Below are 14,370 nucleotides of genomic sequence, written 5' to 3' on the forward strand. Positions count from 1 at the left end.
AGTCCGAGCCATCTTGCCTTCCGCTCGCCGTGTGCAAAGCTCGCGATTAGGCATGAGAAAAGCGCGCGCATTACAGCGCCCTCCCGCCCCGTCCACCACCTGACTGTCTAGCCGACTGAGCGGCCGCATTGGCACGCTGATTCGCAATCGCCGCCGAAGCGCCGACAGGTGCGGCCGTGATCGCCGGCTGAGTGACGATGGGACCGCGCGGACTCACGCCGCGCATCATGAACTGCTGCGTGAACGGCCCAACCATAGGCCCGCTCGCCAGCGCGCTGCTCGTGAAAGTTATCGTCGCTGCGAAAGCGGCAGCCGTCGACGTAGTTCGCGCCACCCGATACAGATATCCGTGCATTTCATTTACCTCTCTGATTTCATCCGCCTGTGCGATGCATGCCTCGCAAGCATTTCAACGCCTGCACGATGCTGCGTCATTGCCCAGTTCCACTGTCCATCGAGACGACCGATAAAGTCGACACGCGTGCCCTGGTCGTCACAGGCACTGCGCTCATCAACTGCATCAACCGCCCGGCGCCGTCTGTCTGATCCGTCGTCGCGACATTGGACGCGACCGTTTCTTCGATGACAGGCGCCGCGTGGCCCGTGCTGACAACAGGCGCCGCGCCGGCTGGCTGGCTTTCGCCCGCGGACGCGGCCGGCTTCGGCTGCCAGTCGTCCCATGCCGACGTGCGCTTGACGACCTCTGGCGATACGCGCAGCGGCGCGTTAGCCGCTGGCGAGAGCGCCGGGAAGGTGGGCACGGGCCTGATCGCGCTTGCCGCTGCCACAGGCTGAACGGGTGTCGCCGGCACCGTGTGGCGCGCAGCTTCCTGCGCGCTGGGCGCCGTAGTGGCGGCAAGCGCATGTCCGGTGGACTGCGTACCGTCCGTCGCTGCGACGGGCTTGCTTTCGGCGGTAACGGGCTTCAACGCGCCCGCCTGCTTCGACACGCCATCGGATGCAATGACATCGCCGCACACACCCGTTACGTGTGCATATGCGCCCCTGTCCTCAGACCTCGGCGGCAAGCGGTACGTGATCTCGCATGTCTGGTCCGCCTCGCTGCCCCACTTCGCGACGAGCGTGCCTTCGTCCGCGACGCCGCTCACGAATAGCTGGCTGTTCTGACCAATTGCACCAACCTCAGTGCCTTTGTCGTCCGTGACCGTCGCGCCGAACGGCAACTGCGCACCATTGGGCAGACGCGTTGAAATGATGGCCGACCGCCCCTTCGAAGTCGGGAAGCGCACCATCACGACCGAGTTCGCCCGCGGCGCAATCTGCTGGCTCGTAGCCTTCAGTTCGACATCGAGCGGGATGCCCTTCGGATCGATCTCGACTGTGTTGAGGGCATACGGCGACAGGTACGGCACGACCGCATAGCCACGGCTGTCAATGCGCACGCCCGATGCATTCGTGACGCGCGCGCCCGCCGCATCCTTCGCTTCCACGACAGCAATTGTGTCCCCCAGATAGTTCGCGAGCGTGAGACCGCCCGGATGCGCGACAACCGCCCCCTGGATGCCCGCCGACACCTGCGAGTAGCCCGATCCGCCGCTGGCGCTGCCGGAGAAGGTCGCGAACGGTGCGCGGTACTGCGCATTGCCGCCGCCCGTTGTCGAGTTGTCCGAATGCGAGCCGAACACGCCGTACGTGAACTGGTTGTCGGTGCCCGCCGCACCCGCGAGCATCGCCTGCTCCGACCAGCCGGAATTGCTGTCGCGCATGACAGCCGTCGTGAGCGACGGAGCGTGCTGCGATTTGCCGAGTGGCACGGACAGGCTCGCATACACCTGATTGCTCACCTGCCCATACACGCCATTGGTCTGCCGCGACAACGACAGGTTGTAGCTGACGTTCGTGTCGAGCACACGCAAGAAGTTGTTGTAGCCGACCTGGAACTGCGTCAGCGTGCCACGACGGTTCCAGTAGTCCGACGTCGAACCGACGGCATACAGGTTGCCGTACTTGTCGCCGAGGCTTTGATTCAGCGTGATCTGAAGCTGGTTGCGCTGATGGTCGACGCGATTGGGATCCTGGCCCTGGTCCACCCAGCTACGTGCGACCATTGCATCGCGCAGCGTCCAGAAGCCGCTCGACGAATAGCGATACGCTGCAACAGCGACGTTCGTGTTCGTCTGCGGCATAAACTTGCTGAACCCGATGCGGAAGCTCTGGCCCGTCGTGCCCTGCGTGCGCGGAATATCCGACTGCGCTTCTGTGAAGTCGGCCGACAGCGCCCCAATCGGCGTATTGAGGGCCGCGCCAACCAGCGCGGCGATGTACCCGTCCGCGAGGATCGTGCCCGCGTAGCCTGTGACCAGATTGCTGAAGCCGCGCTGAATCGTGCCTTGCACGAGCGCCTTGTGACGGGACACCTCGGCGTCGCGTATCACGCCAGCGACCACGTTGTAACGCGTCGCGCCCGGCCTCAGCAGTTGCGTCACCGATGCGTACGGCACCGTGAAGCTATGCTGGCTTCCATCCGCCTCCGTCACGGTCACGACCAGGTTGCCGCCGTACCCGGTAGCGTACAGGTCGTTGATTTCGAATGGGCCCGGCGCGACGACCGTTTCATACAGACGATTGCCGTTCTGCGTCACGCTCACGCGCGCGTTCGAGGTCGCGATACCTCGAATGACGGGCGCATAACCGCGCAAGGAATCGGGCAGCATGCGATCGTCGGTGATGAGTTGCACGCCTTCGACACCGATGCTGTCGAACACTGCGCCATCCGTATAGGAATCGCCAAGAATCAGCTGGCTTTTCCACGACGGAATGTCGTGTTGAAGATAAGTCGCGATGTTCTGATACGACGTGCCTTGCCGAGTGGCCTGCTGGATCGAAGACTGCTGGCGCAGATGCCAGCTGCCGATATTGATGCCCGCCGTCAGGCCAAGAAAGGACTGCGTACCTGAGAAACCACGCCCCGAATAGTGGAATGTGTTGGCGTTATAGCCGAGCGTCGCGGACGTGACGCCCTCATCCCATAGCTCGGGGCTGACGTACCCTTGCGGATTGCGTAGCACGATTGCCTGAGGAAGGCTCACGTCGAGGCGCAAATCGGACATGTCGAACTGATATGACGCGCTATCCGAAATACCCGACAGGTTCGCGCATTGCCCTGCCACGGCCTTTGCGACTTCCGCTCGCGCGGGGTCGGGAAGCGCTTCGATGTTCAGGCCGAAATGCGTCAGCAACGACTTGTCGAAACAGGGCTCCGCACTGTCGCGACCGTCCCGCGCAACGAAGCGCACCGTGCTCTTTCCTGCCCAGTTGCCATTCACATAGACGTCGACGGGAAAATCGCCGGCCGGTACAGGATTGCCACGCTCGAAGCGGGAAATATCGAGGCTTTGCCCACGCGGCTTCATCAGCAACTGATCGTTGAAGTGAACGTCCGCGACTGTCATCGTTTGCGCGTAGCCCGCCACGGGAACCCAGGCCGCAAGTGCGCCGAGCACCAATGCGTGACTACGCCTGAGCGCGGGGCGATTCAGATCGCAGGCAAAACCAGTCTTTTCGATGAAGCGCATATCAAGGATCGCAGTTCGTGTGGTACGGTTGCGCTGCGCGCAGACACCCAACGCGGAGCCGGATGGCAGACGCGTCAAGTCTCAGTGACGTGCAATGGAATTCAGTGTTCCGCATGCGAGCGGTACTTCCCGCTCACGCCCGCGCCGTAGTCGTCGATAAAGCCGTAGTCCACTTCAGTCGGCACGGCGCCAAGCGGCGGCGTGTTGCCGACATCGAACTCGGCAGTCGCCCCTGGATTGACCATGCCCCCCGTCTGATTCATCCATTTCGACGAGCCGACTGTCGCCGTCATGTTCGTGAACGTCACGTGATACGGCGTCGGGTTCGTCGCCTGCAATGCGTATCCGCCGTTGTGACCGGACACGAACTTCCATGTCACCTGCGCGGGTGCTTCACGGGCATTACCTGGCAATCCTGCTGGACGGAAGAAAAACTTGATGCGAGAGCGAAACGCAAGTTGCAGCATGTTCTTTTCTGTATTCGCGCTACTCGGAGGCACTTCGAGCACGTTGAGCCAGAAGAGTGTTTCCTTGTCTTGCGCGAGTGGCTCCTGCGTGTAGACGACACGCATCGTCTGCCCTTTCTTCGAATCGAGACGAAAGAGCGGCGGTGCGAGCGTGAACGGCACCGTGGTGTCCTGAGGCAATGTCCGGGGGTCGCCGTCGTCCAGCCACGCCTGCACGAGCGCGGGAAGGCTGCCTTCGTTGGTGAGCTTGACCGTGACTTCCCGCTCGTCCGACGGGTAGATCACGCGCGTTCCGTTGATGACGACACCGGCATTGGCGCAAGCCGCGGCGATCGCCAATGCAACCGCCGTCAGAGTCGTTATCAGTTTGTTCCGCACTGCCATTTCACTTCGCTCGCTTGACTTCGCGAACCATAGTTCGCAGTAAAATTCGTCGCAGCCACCCTTGCGTGAGCGGTGGCTGCATGGTCACGCGCCTCAACATGCAACGTCGATCGCTTACTGATAGATGATCGTGTACAGTGAGGTCGTCTGAACCGTGCCGGCACCCGCCGCGCCGCCCTTTGCCACGTACTGTGCGTAGTAGTTCAGAGTTGCGCTGCCGGAAGAGATCGAAACCATCTTCACGTTCTGCGAGGTAGCGCCCTGACCCAGATTGATCTTGCTGTAGTCGTCGTTCAGCAGACCCACTTCGACTTTCGTCGCCGTGCCCGTTGCGTTGATCAGCTGCCCCGTCGTTGTATCGACCGTCGCGCCCGGTTCAAAATACACGCCCGCATTGCTTGCACCAGCGATATTCGGCGTGCACCCCGTCAGCGCGATGTTGAATGGCGTACGGCCCGCCGTAGCACCATCGGTAGCCAGTGCACTCACCTGCACCGTCGGCAGCGTCACGGTGAAGTCTTTGCCTTGACCATTGCCACTGGGCACACAGGTTTGCGGCACGATGTTGCCGCTGATCGTAATCGTTCCATCCGACGCAAACGAAGCCGTCGGCAACGCAGCACCCGCAGCCACAATCAGCGCGATCAGCAATCCTGACTTTTTTACTTTCATGTTTTTTCTCACAAATAGAATCGGGAAGCAGCAAACTGTTTGACGGCATCTGCACAACCAGAGAGTGCCTCGAACCGTCCGACGAAATTATGCTTATCGTTGGTGCGTTCCGGTATCGGATTTCTTCGAAATATCTAACGATTGCGATAGAACCGGCTCATCCGCGAATATTTTCGTCATCCTTACGACATACGTTTGATTCATCGGCACACTGCGATATAGAATCCGCGTCACTTCAGAACTGCGGACAAGTCGCCACCGATCAGCAGGTCTTCATCTCAAATCTTCCGCATGCGGCGGACACGGGGCCCGCGCCGCGCCGCCTTACTAACATGAATGCCACACGCGAGTTCAGGATTGCCATTGCCGATGACCATCCTGTGATCCGACATGCTGTCATCAACGCGCTAAGCAGCCTTCCCGGCTTTACCGTCGACGCGGCCGTGAAGTCGGGAGTGGAGCTGCTGGAGACGCTGTCCAGCGGCCAGTGGGACCTGATCGTCACGGACTTTTCGATGGACAGCACGCAGCGCGATACCGACGGACTCGCGCTGATCGCTCGCCTGCGCAGGCAATGCCCGCGCATTCCCATCGTCGTGTTCACGATGCTCAACAACGACGACACGCTGATCCGGCTGTCCCGCTCCGGCGTGTCCGGCATCGTCGACAAGACCGAGGGCATCGCGGAATTTCAGGCCGCGGTGCACGAAGTGGCCAGCCATCGACGGCCCTACTTTTCGCAGAAGATTCGCGCGCGCCTGTTGCGTCGCGTGGGCGGCGACGCACTTCAAAGCGGCAAGCCGATGCTGACGAAGAAGGAGCTGGAAGTAATACGGCACTTCGCAGCAGGCGCATCGCTGACCGACATCGCGCGACAGGTGAACCGGTCGATCTCGACGGTCGCCACGCAAAAGAGCACGGCGATGAAGAAGCTCCGCCTGGAGACGAACGCCGATCTCGTCAAATACGCGCACGAACACGGGCTCGCCTGATGCTGCTGCGCGGCTCGCCGCGCTCACGACGTGCGCAGCAAAGAAAAAGGCCGCTTGCATCGCGCAAGCGGCCTTTCTTCCGTCACACAAACTGAAATGCGTCAGAAATTGAAGTTGTCGATATTGTTCGCGTCGAACGTGGTCGGCGGTCCGAGAATGATCTCGCCTTGCGGGCCGATCGTGCGCTTGCCGAGCTTGCCCGCGTCGAACGATTCACCCTCTTTTCCCGTGATCGCACCCGACGCGAGACTGGCGGCCGCATACGCGGCGAGATAGCCCAACTGGCCCGGGTCCCACAACTGGAACGCCTTCACGGTGCCGTTCTTGACGAACGCGCGCATCTGGTTCGGCGTGCCGAGGCCCGTGACGGCGACCTTGCCCTTGCTCGACGACGACGAGATATACCGCGCCGCCGCCGCAATCCCCACCGACGTCGGCGCGACGATCGCCTTCAGGTTCGGATACGCCTGCAACAGCCCTTGCGTCTCGACGAACGACTTCTGATCGTCGTCGTTGCCATACGCGATCTTTACGAGCTTCATCTTCGAATACTCGGGCTTCTTCAGTTCCTCCTGCATCCACTTGATCCACGTGTTCTGGTTCGTCGCGTTCGGCGTCGCGGACAGGATCGCAAACTCGCCCTCGCCGCCCATCAGCTTCGACACCAGTTGGATCTGGCCGCGCCCGATGCTCTCCGCGTTCGCCTGATTCACGAACAGCTGGCGGCCCTCGGGCGCCGTGTCGGAGTCGAATGTCACGACCTTGATGCCTTGCGACATCGCCTTCTTCAGATACGGCACGAGTGCGTTCGCGTCGTTCGCCGCGATCACGATCGCGTCCTGACGCTGCGTCGTCAGCGTGTTGATGTACGACACCTGCGACGAAGCCCCCGCGTCCGACGGCCCGACCACCTTGCCCGCGCCGTTGAATTCCTTGATCGCGGCCATGCCGCCGTCGTCGGCGATCACTTCGTACGGGTTGTTGATCTGCTTCGGCACGAACGCGATCTTCAGGCCGGACTTGATGCCGGCCGCGCCCGCCGCGGCGCTGATGCCGAGCAAGGCCGCGCAGAGCATCAATGCTCCCGCGTGACGCAGTGGTCTGTTCATGTGTTGTCTCCTGGTGGTGGATCGGACTTGTGCTGTCCGGGTTTGTAGATTGAACACGTTGCCCGTCTGACGCTTCTTCTATCTTCTTCTACCTTCGTCTACGGTAGGGCCTTCGTTTGCGCAGCAATCAGCTTGCGGTCGCGCATCGCGCGCCAACGCGCGACCACGTTCGGAATCAGCACCGATGCGAGCAGCAGCGCGCCCGTCACGATCGTCAGCGTTTCGCTGGATACATCGTCGAGCGTCAACGCATTCTTCAGCACGCCGATGATCAGCAGCGACAGCAGCACGCCGATCATCGATCCGCGTCCGCCGAAGATGCTCACGCCGCCGAACAGCACGGCCGCGATCACCGAAAGCTCGAAGCCTTCGCCGTTGTCGCCGCGCGCGCTCGTGAAGCGCAGCGTGTAGACGATGCCCGCGAGCGCGCTCACAAGCCCCGACAATACGAAGAGACGCAGCCGCACTTTGGCGACCTCGATGCCCGAAAACGCAGCCGCCGTCGAGTTCGCGCCGACTGCATACAGGCTTCGACCGAATGCCGTGGCCTGCAACAAGACGGTGAAGAGCACCGCGCATACGATCACGATCACGAACGGCAGCGGAATGAAGGTGCCGCCGAGCGTGTCCATGCCGAACGCGGTATAGCCGGCCGGAAAATCCGCGACGGCCTGATCGCCGAGCAGCACGTAAGCGAGCCCGCGAAACAGCGCGAGCGTGCCGATCGTCACCGCGAGCGAAGGCAGATTCAGCTTCACGATCACGAGCCCGTTGAGCAGCCCCGCAAGCATGCCGAAAAGCAGCACGAGCGCGATCACGACAGGCATCGGCAGTCCCATGTGCCACAGCACGCCCATCAGCGCGCTCGACGCGCCGAGCACCGACGCCACGGACAGATCGATTTCCGCCGCGACGATGATCAGCGTCACCGGCAGCGCCATCAGCGCGATCTCGGTCAGATCGGCGAGCACGTTGCTGAGATTCGCGCCCGTCAGGAACACGGGCGACAGCGCGCGCCCGAGCCCCAGCGACGCGATCAGCACGATGACGAGCAGCGTTTCCCAGCGCAGCGGCGTTTCGCGCTTGCGCGTGAGCAGCGCGGAGTCGGGTTTAGCCATGATCGCGTTTCCTCATCATGCGTTTGGCGACGGAGCGGGCGAGCAACGTATCGGCGGCGATGGCCGCGACGATCAGCGCACCTTCGATCGCCTGCTCCCAGAACGGCGACACGTGCAGCACGACGAGCGCGATGCTGATCACGCCGAGCACGAGCGCACCGAGCGTCGCGCCGAGTATCGTGCCGACGCCGCCCGTGATCGCCACGCTGCCGACCACGGCGGCCGCCACGACCTGAAGCTCGATGCCCTTCGCGGTGCTCGCGTCGACAGTGCCGAAGCGCGCGAGCCACAACGCGCCCGCAAACCCGGCGATCGCGCCCGATAGCAGAAAGCCCGACATCACACGACGTTCGACGTTGACACCCGCGAGCCGCGCCGCTTCGGGGTTCGAGCCAATCGCGTAATGCTCGCGTCCCGCGCGGAAATGCTTCAGGTAGAACGACAGCGCGAGCAGCACCACGGCTGCGATCAGCGCGAGCGTCGGAATGCCGAGCAACGTGCCCGTCGCGAGACGCGAGTACGCATCCGGCAGGCTCGTCGCGTTGATCTGGCCGCCATGCACCCACGCGTAGTCGGCGCCGCGAACGATGTAGAGCGTCGAGAGCGTCGCGACGAGAGACGGCACACGCCCCACCGCGATCAGTAGCGCATTGATCCCGCCCGCGACGAGCCCGATCGCGACGCCCGCAACGAGCGCCACGAGCACGGGCATATGCGGAAACACGACGTACAGGCTGCCGACAGCATACGCGCTGATCCCCACCGTCGAGCCGACGGACAGATCGATATGCCGCATCAGGATCACGACCGTCATGCCCGCCGTCAGCAAACTGATGATCGACACATTGAGCAGCACGTCGCGCAGATTCTGCAGATTCAGGAACTGTGGCCGCGCGAGCGACGTGCCCAGTATCAGCAGGATCAGCACGATGAAGAGCGTCGTCTCGCGGCTCTTCGCGATCGTCGCGACGAAGCCGCCACGGCCCGTGCGCGTGTGTTGCTGCGGCGCGTGCCCGATGGGCGCCGCGTGCGACGGAGCGTGTGAAGAAGTATGTGAAGCAGTCGAATGCCGGATCATGCTGCGCGCCCCAGTAATGCTGCCGATTGCCCGAGCGCCGCGCTCATGATGCGTTCTTCGTTCGCGTCGGCGCGCGCGATCTCGGCGCTGATGCGGCCTTCGTGCATCACCAGCACGCGGTCAGCCATACCGAGCACCTCGGGCAGCTCGCTCGAAATCATCAGCACGGCCATACCTTCCTGCACGAGCTCGGACAGCGCGCCATACACCTCGGCCTTTGCGCCCACGTCGATGCCACGCGTCGGCTCGTCGATGATCAGCACTTTCGGGCCCGTCGCGAGCCATTTGCCGAGCACCACTTTCTGCTGATTGCCACCCGACAGCGTGCCGACAGGCGCCGACGGATCGCTCGCCTTCAGCCGCAGCCGCGTGCCCCAGCGCGTCGCGAGTTGCGTTTCGCTGCGTGTCGAGATCAGGCCGTGGCGCACGAGGCGTCCGAGCACCGTCATCGACGCATTGCGCGCTATGCTCAGCTCGAGCGCGAGTCCTTGCTGACGGCGATCTTCGGGCACGAGCGCGAGACCCGCACGCACGGCCGCGGCGGGATTGCCCGTCTTCAGGCGCTTGCCAGCGATATGCACGTCGCCCGAGTCGATGGGATCGATGCCGAAGATCGCGCGCGCCACTTCGCTGCGGCCCGCGCCGACGAGCCCCGCGAGCGCGACGATTTCGCCCGCGCGCACGTCGAACGACACATCCTTGAACACGCCGATGCGCGTCAGGTTGCGCACCGACAACCGCACGTCGCCGGGCTTCACGTCCGCCTTCGGATAGAACGTTTCCAGATCGCGCCCGACCATCTTCGCGACGACCGATTCCGTCGTCATTTCGGAAGTCGGTGCATCGAACACCTTCGCGCCGTCGCGCATGATCGTCACGTGCTGCGTCAGCGCGAACACTTCATCGAGCCGATGCGTGATGAACAGAATCGCGACGTCGCGCTCGCGCAGCTTGCGCACGATCGCGAAGAGCCGCTCGACTTCGGGCAGCGACAGCGCGGCTGTCGGCTCGTCCATGATCAGCACGTTCGCGTTCAGCGACAGCGCCTTCGCAATCTCGATCACCTGCTGGTCGGCAATCGACAGACCGCGCACGAGACGCTCCGCACGCAGATCGACGCCGAGCGACGCAAGCAGGCTGTCGACTTCGCGGCGTATCGCGTCGTGCTGGATGCGCCCGAAGCGATCAACAGGCTGCCGTCCCATGAAGATGTTCTCGGCGATCGACAGATCGAAGAACAACGTCGGTTCCTGATAGATGACGGCGAGTCCCGCATCGCGCGCTTCAGCAGGCGTCGCGAAGCGGCGCTCGATGCCGTCGATGCGCAGCTCGCCCGTATCGGGCTGATGCACGCCTGCGAGGATCTTTACGAGCGTCGATTTGCCCGCGCCGTTTTCGCCGAGCAGCGCATGCACTTCGCCGGGCCATAGCACGAGCTCGCCGTCCGACAGCGCGCGCACGCGTCCGAACGATTTGCTCGCGTGCCGCAGTTCCAGCCTAGGCACTTCCTGAATGTGTTGCTGCACCCTCTCCTCCTTCATGCTGCGACCGCGTGTTGTCGGATGCTTCGATGCCCGGATGCTTCAGATGCGATAGAGCCGTTCGGCGTTGCGCACGAAGAGCGCGTCCTTTTCCGCGTCGCTCGCCGCGCCGACGATCGACGCATACGCGCGCCACAAGTCGCCATACGCACCGAATTGTCGCTCCACCGGAAAGTTCGATGCGAACATCGCGCGCTCGACGCCGAACGTATCGATGGTTTCGAGCACGTAAGGGCGCAGGCTTTCCACTGTCCACTGATGATCGAACATCGCGAGCCCGCTGATCTTCACCGCGACGTTCTGGCATTGCGCAAGCGTTCGCATCCCTTCGCGCCACGCGCGATAGCCGGCGACGCTATCGCGGTCGACGAACATGCCCGCGTGATTGACGATGAACTGCGTATCGTGATGCTCGTTTGCGAGCGCAGCCGCTTCGTCCATCTGCGACGGATAGAGCTGCATGTCGAACGACATGCCGTATCGGCGCAGCAGCCCGAAGTTTTCACGCCACGCCGCTTCGCGCATGAAATGACGACCCACGTAGTCATACAGCTTGTCGTGGTGCACGTTGAGGATCTGCCGCACGCCGCGCGTGTTGGCGAACGCCGCGTGTCCTTCGAGGATCTGCGCGGCATTCTTCGTCGACAGATCGATGCCCGCGACAATAGCGTTAGGCATCGAGCGCGAGCCCGGCGCCTGTGCCACCGATTGCAGCCAGCGCGTCTCCTCGACGGGATCGGCGGGATCGTGATTCGCCTCGACGTGCACGCACTTGAGCAGCTCGATATCGCCCGCGTCGCTCAGCAGATCGGCGATCAGATAATCGTGCTTCAGATCGCGCGCATCGCCGGCAAACGACACGCCCGGATTGGCGAGCCACGGGTAGTGATGCGTCTTCAGATCCCACAGGTGAATGTGCGGGTCGACAACTTTCATGGCGCGTCCTTTGTCGCCGGCGCATGTGCGCGGCGAGCGTCGCGAATCAGTTGAAGGGATGCTGCAATTCAAATACAGAGACGAGCGGCTCTTGCAGCGGTGTATGGTCGGGCGCCGTCTGCATGATGTCGGCCATGTAATCCCACCATTTGCGCATCACGGGGAGTTCGGGAAGACGCTCCATCGAATGATCAGCCGTGCGCGTCAGGATCGCGAACAGATGCTGCGTGTCTTCGTCGAGAAAGATGCGATAGTCGCGCACGCCCGCCTGATGCAGCGCCTCGACGAGCTCAGGCCAGATCTCCCGATGCCGGCGCTCGTACTCGTCGCGCATGCCGGGGTTCAGCACCATCCGGAAAGCGATTGTCTCCATGCCGGGCGTGTCTCCAATCTTGTTCATTTATACGTTGCGCTCTCTGAGGAAGCGTCTCGATGCGACTATAATTCGGGCGTCGATAGCATCTCAATCCGTTGTTGGGATTGGGCGATACGCAAACCGAATCGCTGACTGCCCCATACTGCCGACCTTTCATGAGCCAGAACGCCGCCACCGTCGCCCTCGTCAACCGGCTCAAGTTCAAGCATCTTGCGCTGCTCGTCGCGCTCGACGACGCCCGCAACGTCCATCAGGCTGCCGACGCGATCAACGTCGCGCAGCCGAGCGCGAGCCGCATGCTCGGCGACATCGAAGAAGCGCTCGGCTTTCTGCTGTTCGAACGCAACGCGCGCGGCATGCAGCCGACGCCGCTCGGCGTCGTCACGCTCGCCTACGCGCGGCGCGCGCTCGCGGACCTCACGCGCTTTGCCGACGACCTCGACGTGAAGCGCAAAGGCGGCCACGGGCAGTTGACCGTCGGCGCGATCATGGGCGCCGCGCCCGATCTGCTCGCGATGGCCGTCGCCGCGCTGAAGACCGAGAGACCGCTGCTGCACGTGTGTATCCTCGGCGAAACGAGCGATCAGGTGGTCCAGTTGCTGCATCGCCGCGAGATCGATCTGGCGCTCGGACGTCTGACCGATCCGCTGCAGCACAATGATTTCAGCTTCGAGCCGCTCGCGCGCGAGACGCTCGTGCTCGTCGTGCGCGCGGTGCATCCGCTCGCGAAGCGTGCGTCGATTACGCTGCCCGAGCTGATGGCCTGGCCGTGGGTCGCGCAGCCGATCACGAGTCCGGCGCGCGTGCTGTTCGAAGAAGAGCTGGCGCGCGCGGGTCTCGGCACGCCCGCGAACCTGACGGAATGCGCGTCGATCTTCGCGACGCTGCAACTGCTCGAAAACTACGACGCCGTCGCGATGCTGCCGGAGTCCGTCGTACGCGATCACGTGCGCGGCAAGCTGCTCGTCGCACTGCCCGTCGAGATCGGCAAGAGCCTCGCGGGCTTCGGCATCCTCACGCGCAAGGATGAAGCGCTGGCAGAACCGGCACAGCGCTTCGTCGAGTTGCTGAGGGTGCATTCGCACCGGCTGGCGGGTGAGGAGACCTTGGCGGTTTGAGTTTTTTGTTGTCTGCGACACTGTCGGTTTTTGCCCTTTTCGCAGGCATCCGCGATTGCGTGGTTGATTCAGCGTGCCGCTGGCATCTGCGATTGCGCCTCGCGGATGCCCGCGCAAGGCAAAAACATCAAAACAAAAGCCGTTGCAAACAAAAGCGAGTGCCGCCCCGCACAGGGGCAACGCCCGCGCCGCGAGGCGCATCGCGGATGCCAGCGCAACGGCAAAAACAAAGAGCGTCGCAGACAGAAACCGCTACTGAAGATTGACAAACAACCCGCCATCGACGAGAAGCGCAGCGCCCGTCACATACCGCGCGCGGTCCGACGCGAGAAACACGACGCAATCGGCCACATCTTCCGGACGGCCTAACCGGCCCAACGGAATTCGCTTCTCGAAGTACGCTTTCTTCGCCTCATCGGCGAGATCGTCGGCGTTCAGATCGGTTGCGATCGTGCCCGGCATCACCGAATTGCAGCGGATGCCATACGGCCCAAGCGCAATCGCGCACGACTGCATCAGCGAATGCACGCCCGCCTTGGTCGGCGTGTAATGCGTCTGCATGCCGCCGCCGACGAGCGCGCTGATCGAGCTCGTCGCGACGATCGCACCGCCCGTGCCCTGCGCCTTCATCTGCTGCGCGGCCGCCTGCGTGACGAAGAACGCACCGTTCAGATTCACGGCGACAGTGGTTTCGAGCACATCGGCGGGCATGTCGAGAAACGCATGGAACGGGCAAATGCCCGCGTTGCTCGCAAGCACGTCGACTTTGCCGAACGCGTGGACCGTTTGGCGCACGAGTTCGGGGCCCGTCTCTTTCGCCGCGACGTTGCCTTCGACGGCGATCACGCGCCGCCCCAATGCCTCGATCTCGCCGACCACTTCTTCGACGGCGGAACGCCGGTTATACGACGCGTCGTTGTCGCCCCAATAGTTGATCGCGACATCGGCGCCCTCTTTCGCGCACGCCACCGCGATCGCACGACCGATGCCGCGCGAACCGCCCGTGACGATCACCGCCTTGTCTTTCAGCAGCACGTGCCTCT

The 14,370-nt window shown here is 63.0% G+C and carries 13 protein-coding genes; 2 read left to right on the forward strand and 11 right to left on the reverse strand.

What is annotated here, in order from left to right:
• Positions 1-70: 70 nt before the first annotated feature.
• From AB4Y32_RS34500 to AB4Y32_RS34515, 4 genes are all read right to left on the reverse strand, one after another.
• A complete protein-coding gene (locus tag AB4Y32_RS34500) occupies positions 71-256 on the reverse strand; it encodes a hypothetical protein (protein WP_368725598.1) in 186 nt (61 codons plus the stop codon).
• A 175-nt stretch (positions 257-431) separates the two neighbouring features.
• Complete coding sequence (locus AB4Y32_RS34505; protein ID WP_368725599.1) at positions 432-3,536, reverse strand: fimbria/pilus outer membrane usher protein; 3,105 nt, start codon at positions 3,534-3,536, stop codon at positions 432-434.
• A gap of 101 nt (positions 3,537-3,637) precedes the next feature.
• A complete protein-coding gene (locus AB4Y32_RS34510) occupies positions 3,638-4,342 on the reverse strand; it encodes a molecular chaperone (RefSeq protein ID WP_368725600.1) in 705 nt (234 codons plus the stop codon).
• A gap of 159 nt (positions 4,343-4,501) precedes the next feature.
• Entirely contained in the window at positions 4,502-5,059 is a 558-nt protein-coding gene (locus tag AB4Y32_RS34515) for a fimbrial protein (protein ID WP_368725601.1), read from the reverse strand.
• Between the two features lie 332 nt (positions 5,060-5,391).
• On the opposite strand from AB4Y32_RS34515, the gene AB4Y32_RS34520 reads away from it, so the two are divergent.
• Positions 5,392-6,051, forward strand: a complete 660-nt coding sequence (locus AB4Y32_RS34520) for a response regulator (protein WP_368725602.1) — start codon at positions 5,392-5,394, stop codon at positions 6,049-6,051.
• Positions 6,052-6,152: 101 nt separating this feature from the next.
• Here AB4Y32_RS34520 and rhaS read toward each other — a convergent pair whose 3' ends face one another.
• The 6 genes from rhaS to rhaM form a co-directional block, all read right to left on the reverse strand.
• A complete protein-coding gene (gene rhaS, locus AB4Y32_RS34525; RefSeq protein ID WP_087739263.1) occupies positions 6,153-7,160 on the reverse strand; it encodes a rhamnose ABC transporter substrate-binding protein in 1,008 nt (335 codons plus the stop codon).
• 98 nt (positions 7,161-7,258) lie between these two features.
• Positions 7,259-8,278, reverse strand: coding sequence for an ABC transporter permease (locus AB4Y32_RS34530; RefSeq protein ID WP_368725603.1), 1,020 nt, complete (start codon positions 8,276-8,278; stop codon positions 7,259-7,261).
• A complete protein-coding gene (locus tag AB4Y32_RS34535; protein ID WP_368725604.1) occupies positions 8,271-9,356 on the reverse strand; it encodes an ABC transporter permease in 1,086 nt (361 codons plus the stop codon). Before AB4Y32_RS34535 ends, AB4Y32_RS34530 begins: the two co-directional genes overlap by 8 nt.
• Positions 9,353-10,897, reverse strand: coding sequence for a sugar ABC transporter ATP-binding protein (locus AB4Y32_RS34540; protein ID WP_368725605.1), 1,545 nt, complete (start codon positions 10,895-10,897; stop codon positions 9,353-9,355). The genes AB4Y32_RS34535 and AB4Y32_RS34540 overlap by 4 nt, the downstream gene beginning before the upstream one ends.
• A gap of 42 nt (positions 10,898-10,939) precedes the next feature.
• Positions 10,940-11,833, reverse strand: a complete 894-nt coding sequence (locus AB4Y32_RS34545) for an amidohydrolase (protein ID WP_368725606.1) — start codon at positions 11,831-11,833, stop codon at positions 10,940-10,942.
• Positions 11,834-11,879: 46 nt separating this feature from the next.
• On the reverse strand, positions 11,880-12,206 hold the full coding sequence (rhaM, locus tag AB4Y32_RS34550; protein WP_368725622.1) for an L-rhamnose mutarotase: 327 nt from the start codon (positions 12,204-12,206) through the stop codon (positions 11,880-11,882).
• Positions 12,207-12,364: 158 nt separating this feature from the next.
• Between rhaM and AB4Y32_RS34555 the strand changes: the two genes are divergently transcribed.
• Positions 12,365-13,327 carry a LysR family transcriptional regulator gene (locus AB4Y32_RS34555; RefSeq protein ID WP_368725607.1) on the forward strand — a complete coding sequence of 321 codons (963 nt, stop codon included), beginning with the start codon at positions 12,365-12,367 and terminating at the stop codon, positions 13,325-13,327.
• Positions 13,328-13,579: 252 nt separating this feature from the next.
• Here the strand turns inward: AB4Y32_RS34555 and AB4Y32_RS34560 are convergent, their stop codons facing one another.
• Positions 13,580-14,362 carry an SDR family NAD(P)-dependent oxidoreductase gene (locus AB4Y32_RS34560; protein ID WP_368725608.1) on the reverse strand — a complete coding sequence of 261 codons (783 nt, stop codon included), beginning with the start codon at positions 14,360-14,362 and terminating at the stop codon, positions 13,580-13,582.
• Between the last annotated feature and the right edge of the window lie 8 nt (positions 14,363-14,370).

Source organism: Paraburkholderia phymatum (assembly GCF_040965635.1).
Taxonomy (GTDB): domain Bacteria; phylum Pseudomonadota; class Gammaproteobacteria; order Burkholderiales; family Burkholderiaceae; genus Paraburkholderia; species Paraburkholderia phymatum_B.

Bases quoted from the DNA above. Each gene is read 5' to 3' on its own strand.
- AB4Y32_RS34500 (WP_368725598.1), bottom strand. From the start codon at position 256: ATGGTTGGGCCGTTCACGCAGCAGTTCATGATGCGCGGCGTGAGTCCG.
- AB4Y32_RS34505 (WP_368725599.1), bottom strand. From the start codon at position 3,536: ATGCGCTTCATCGAAAAGACTGGTTTTGCCTGCGATCTGAATCGCCCC.
- AB4Y32_RS34515 (WP_368725601.1), bottom strand. From the start codon at position 5,059: ATGAAAGTAAAAAAGTCAGGATTGCTGATCGCGCTGATTGTGGCTGCG.
- AB4Y32_RS34520 (WP_368725602.1), top strand. From the start codon at position 5,392: ATGAATGCCACACGCGAGTTCAGGATTGCCATTGCCGATGACCATCCT.
- rhaS (WP_087739263.1), bottom strand. From the start codon at position 7,160: ATGAACAGACCACTGCGTCACGCGGGAGCATTGATGCTCTGCGCGGCC.
- AB4Y32_RS34530 (WP_368725603.1), bottom strand. From the start codon at position 8,278: ATGGCTAAACCCGACTCCGCGCTGCTCACGCGCAAGCGCGAAACGCCG.
- AB4Y32_RS34535 (WP_368725604.1), bottom strand. From the start codon at position 9,356: ATGATCCGGCATTCGACTGCTTCACATACTTCTTCACACGCTCCGTCG.
- AB4Y32_RS34540 (WP_368725605.1), bottom strand. From the start codon at position 10,897: ATGAAGGAGGAGAGGGTGCAGCAACACATTCAGGAAGTGCCTAGGCTG.
- AB4Y32_RS34545 (WP_368725606.1), bottom strand. From the start codon at position 11,833: ATGAAAGTTGTCGACCCGCACATTCACCTGTGGGATCTGAAGACGCAT.
- rhaM (WP_368725622.1), bottom strand. From the start codon at position 12,206: ATGGAGACAATCGCTTTCCGGATGGTGCTGAACCCCGGCATGCGCGAC.
- AB4Y32_RS34555 (WP_368725607.1), top strand. From the start codon at position 12,365: ATGAGCCAGAACGCCGCCACCGTCGCCCTCGTCAACCGGCTCAAGTTC.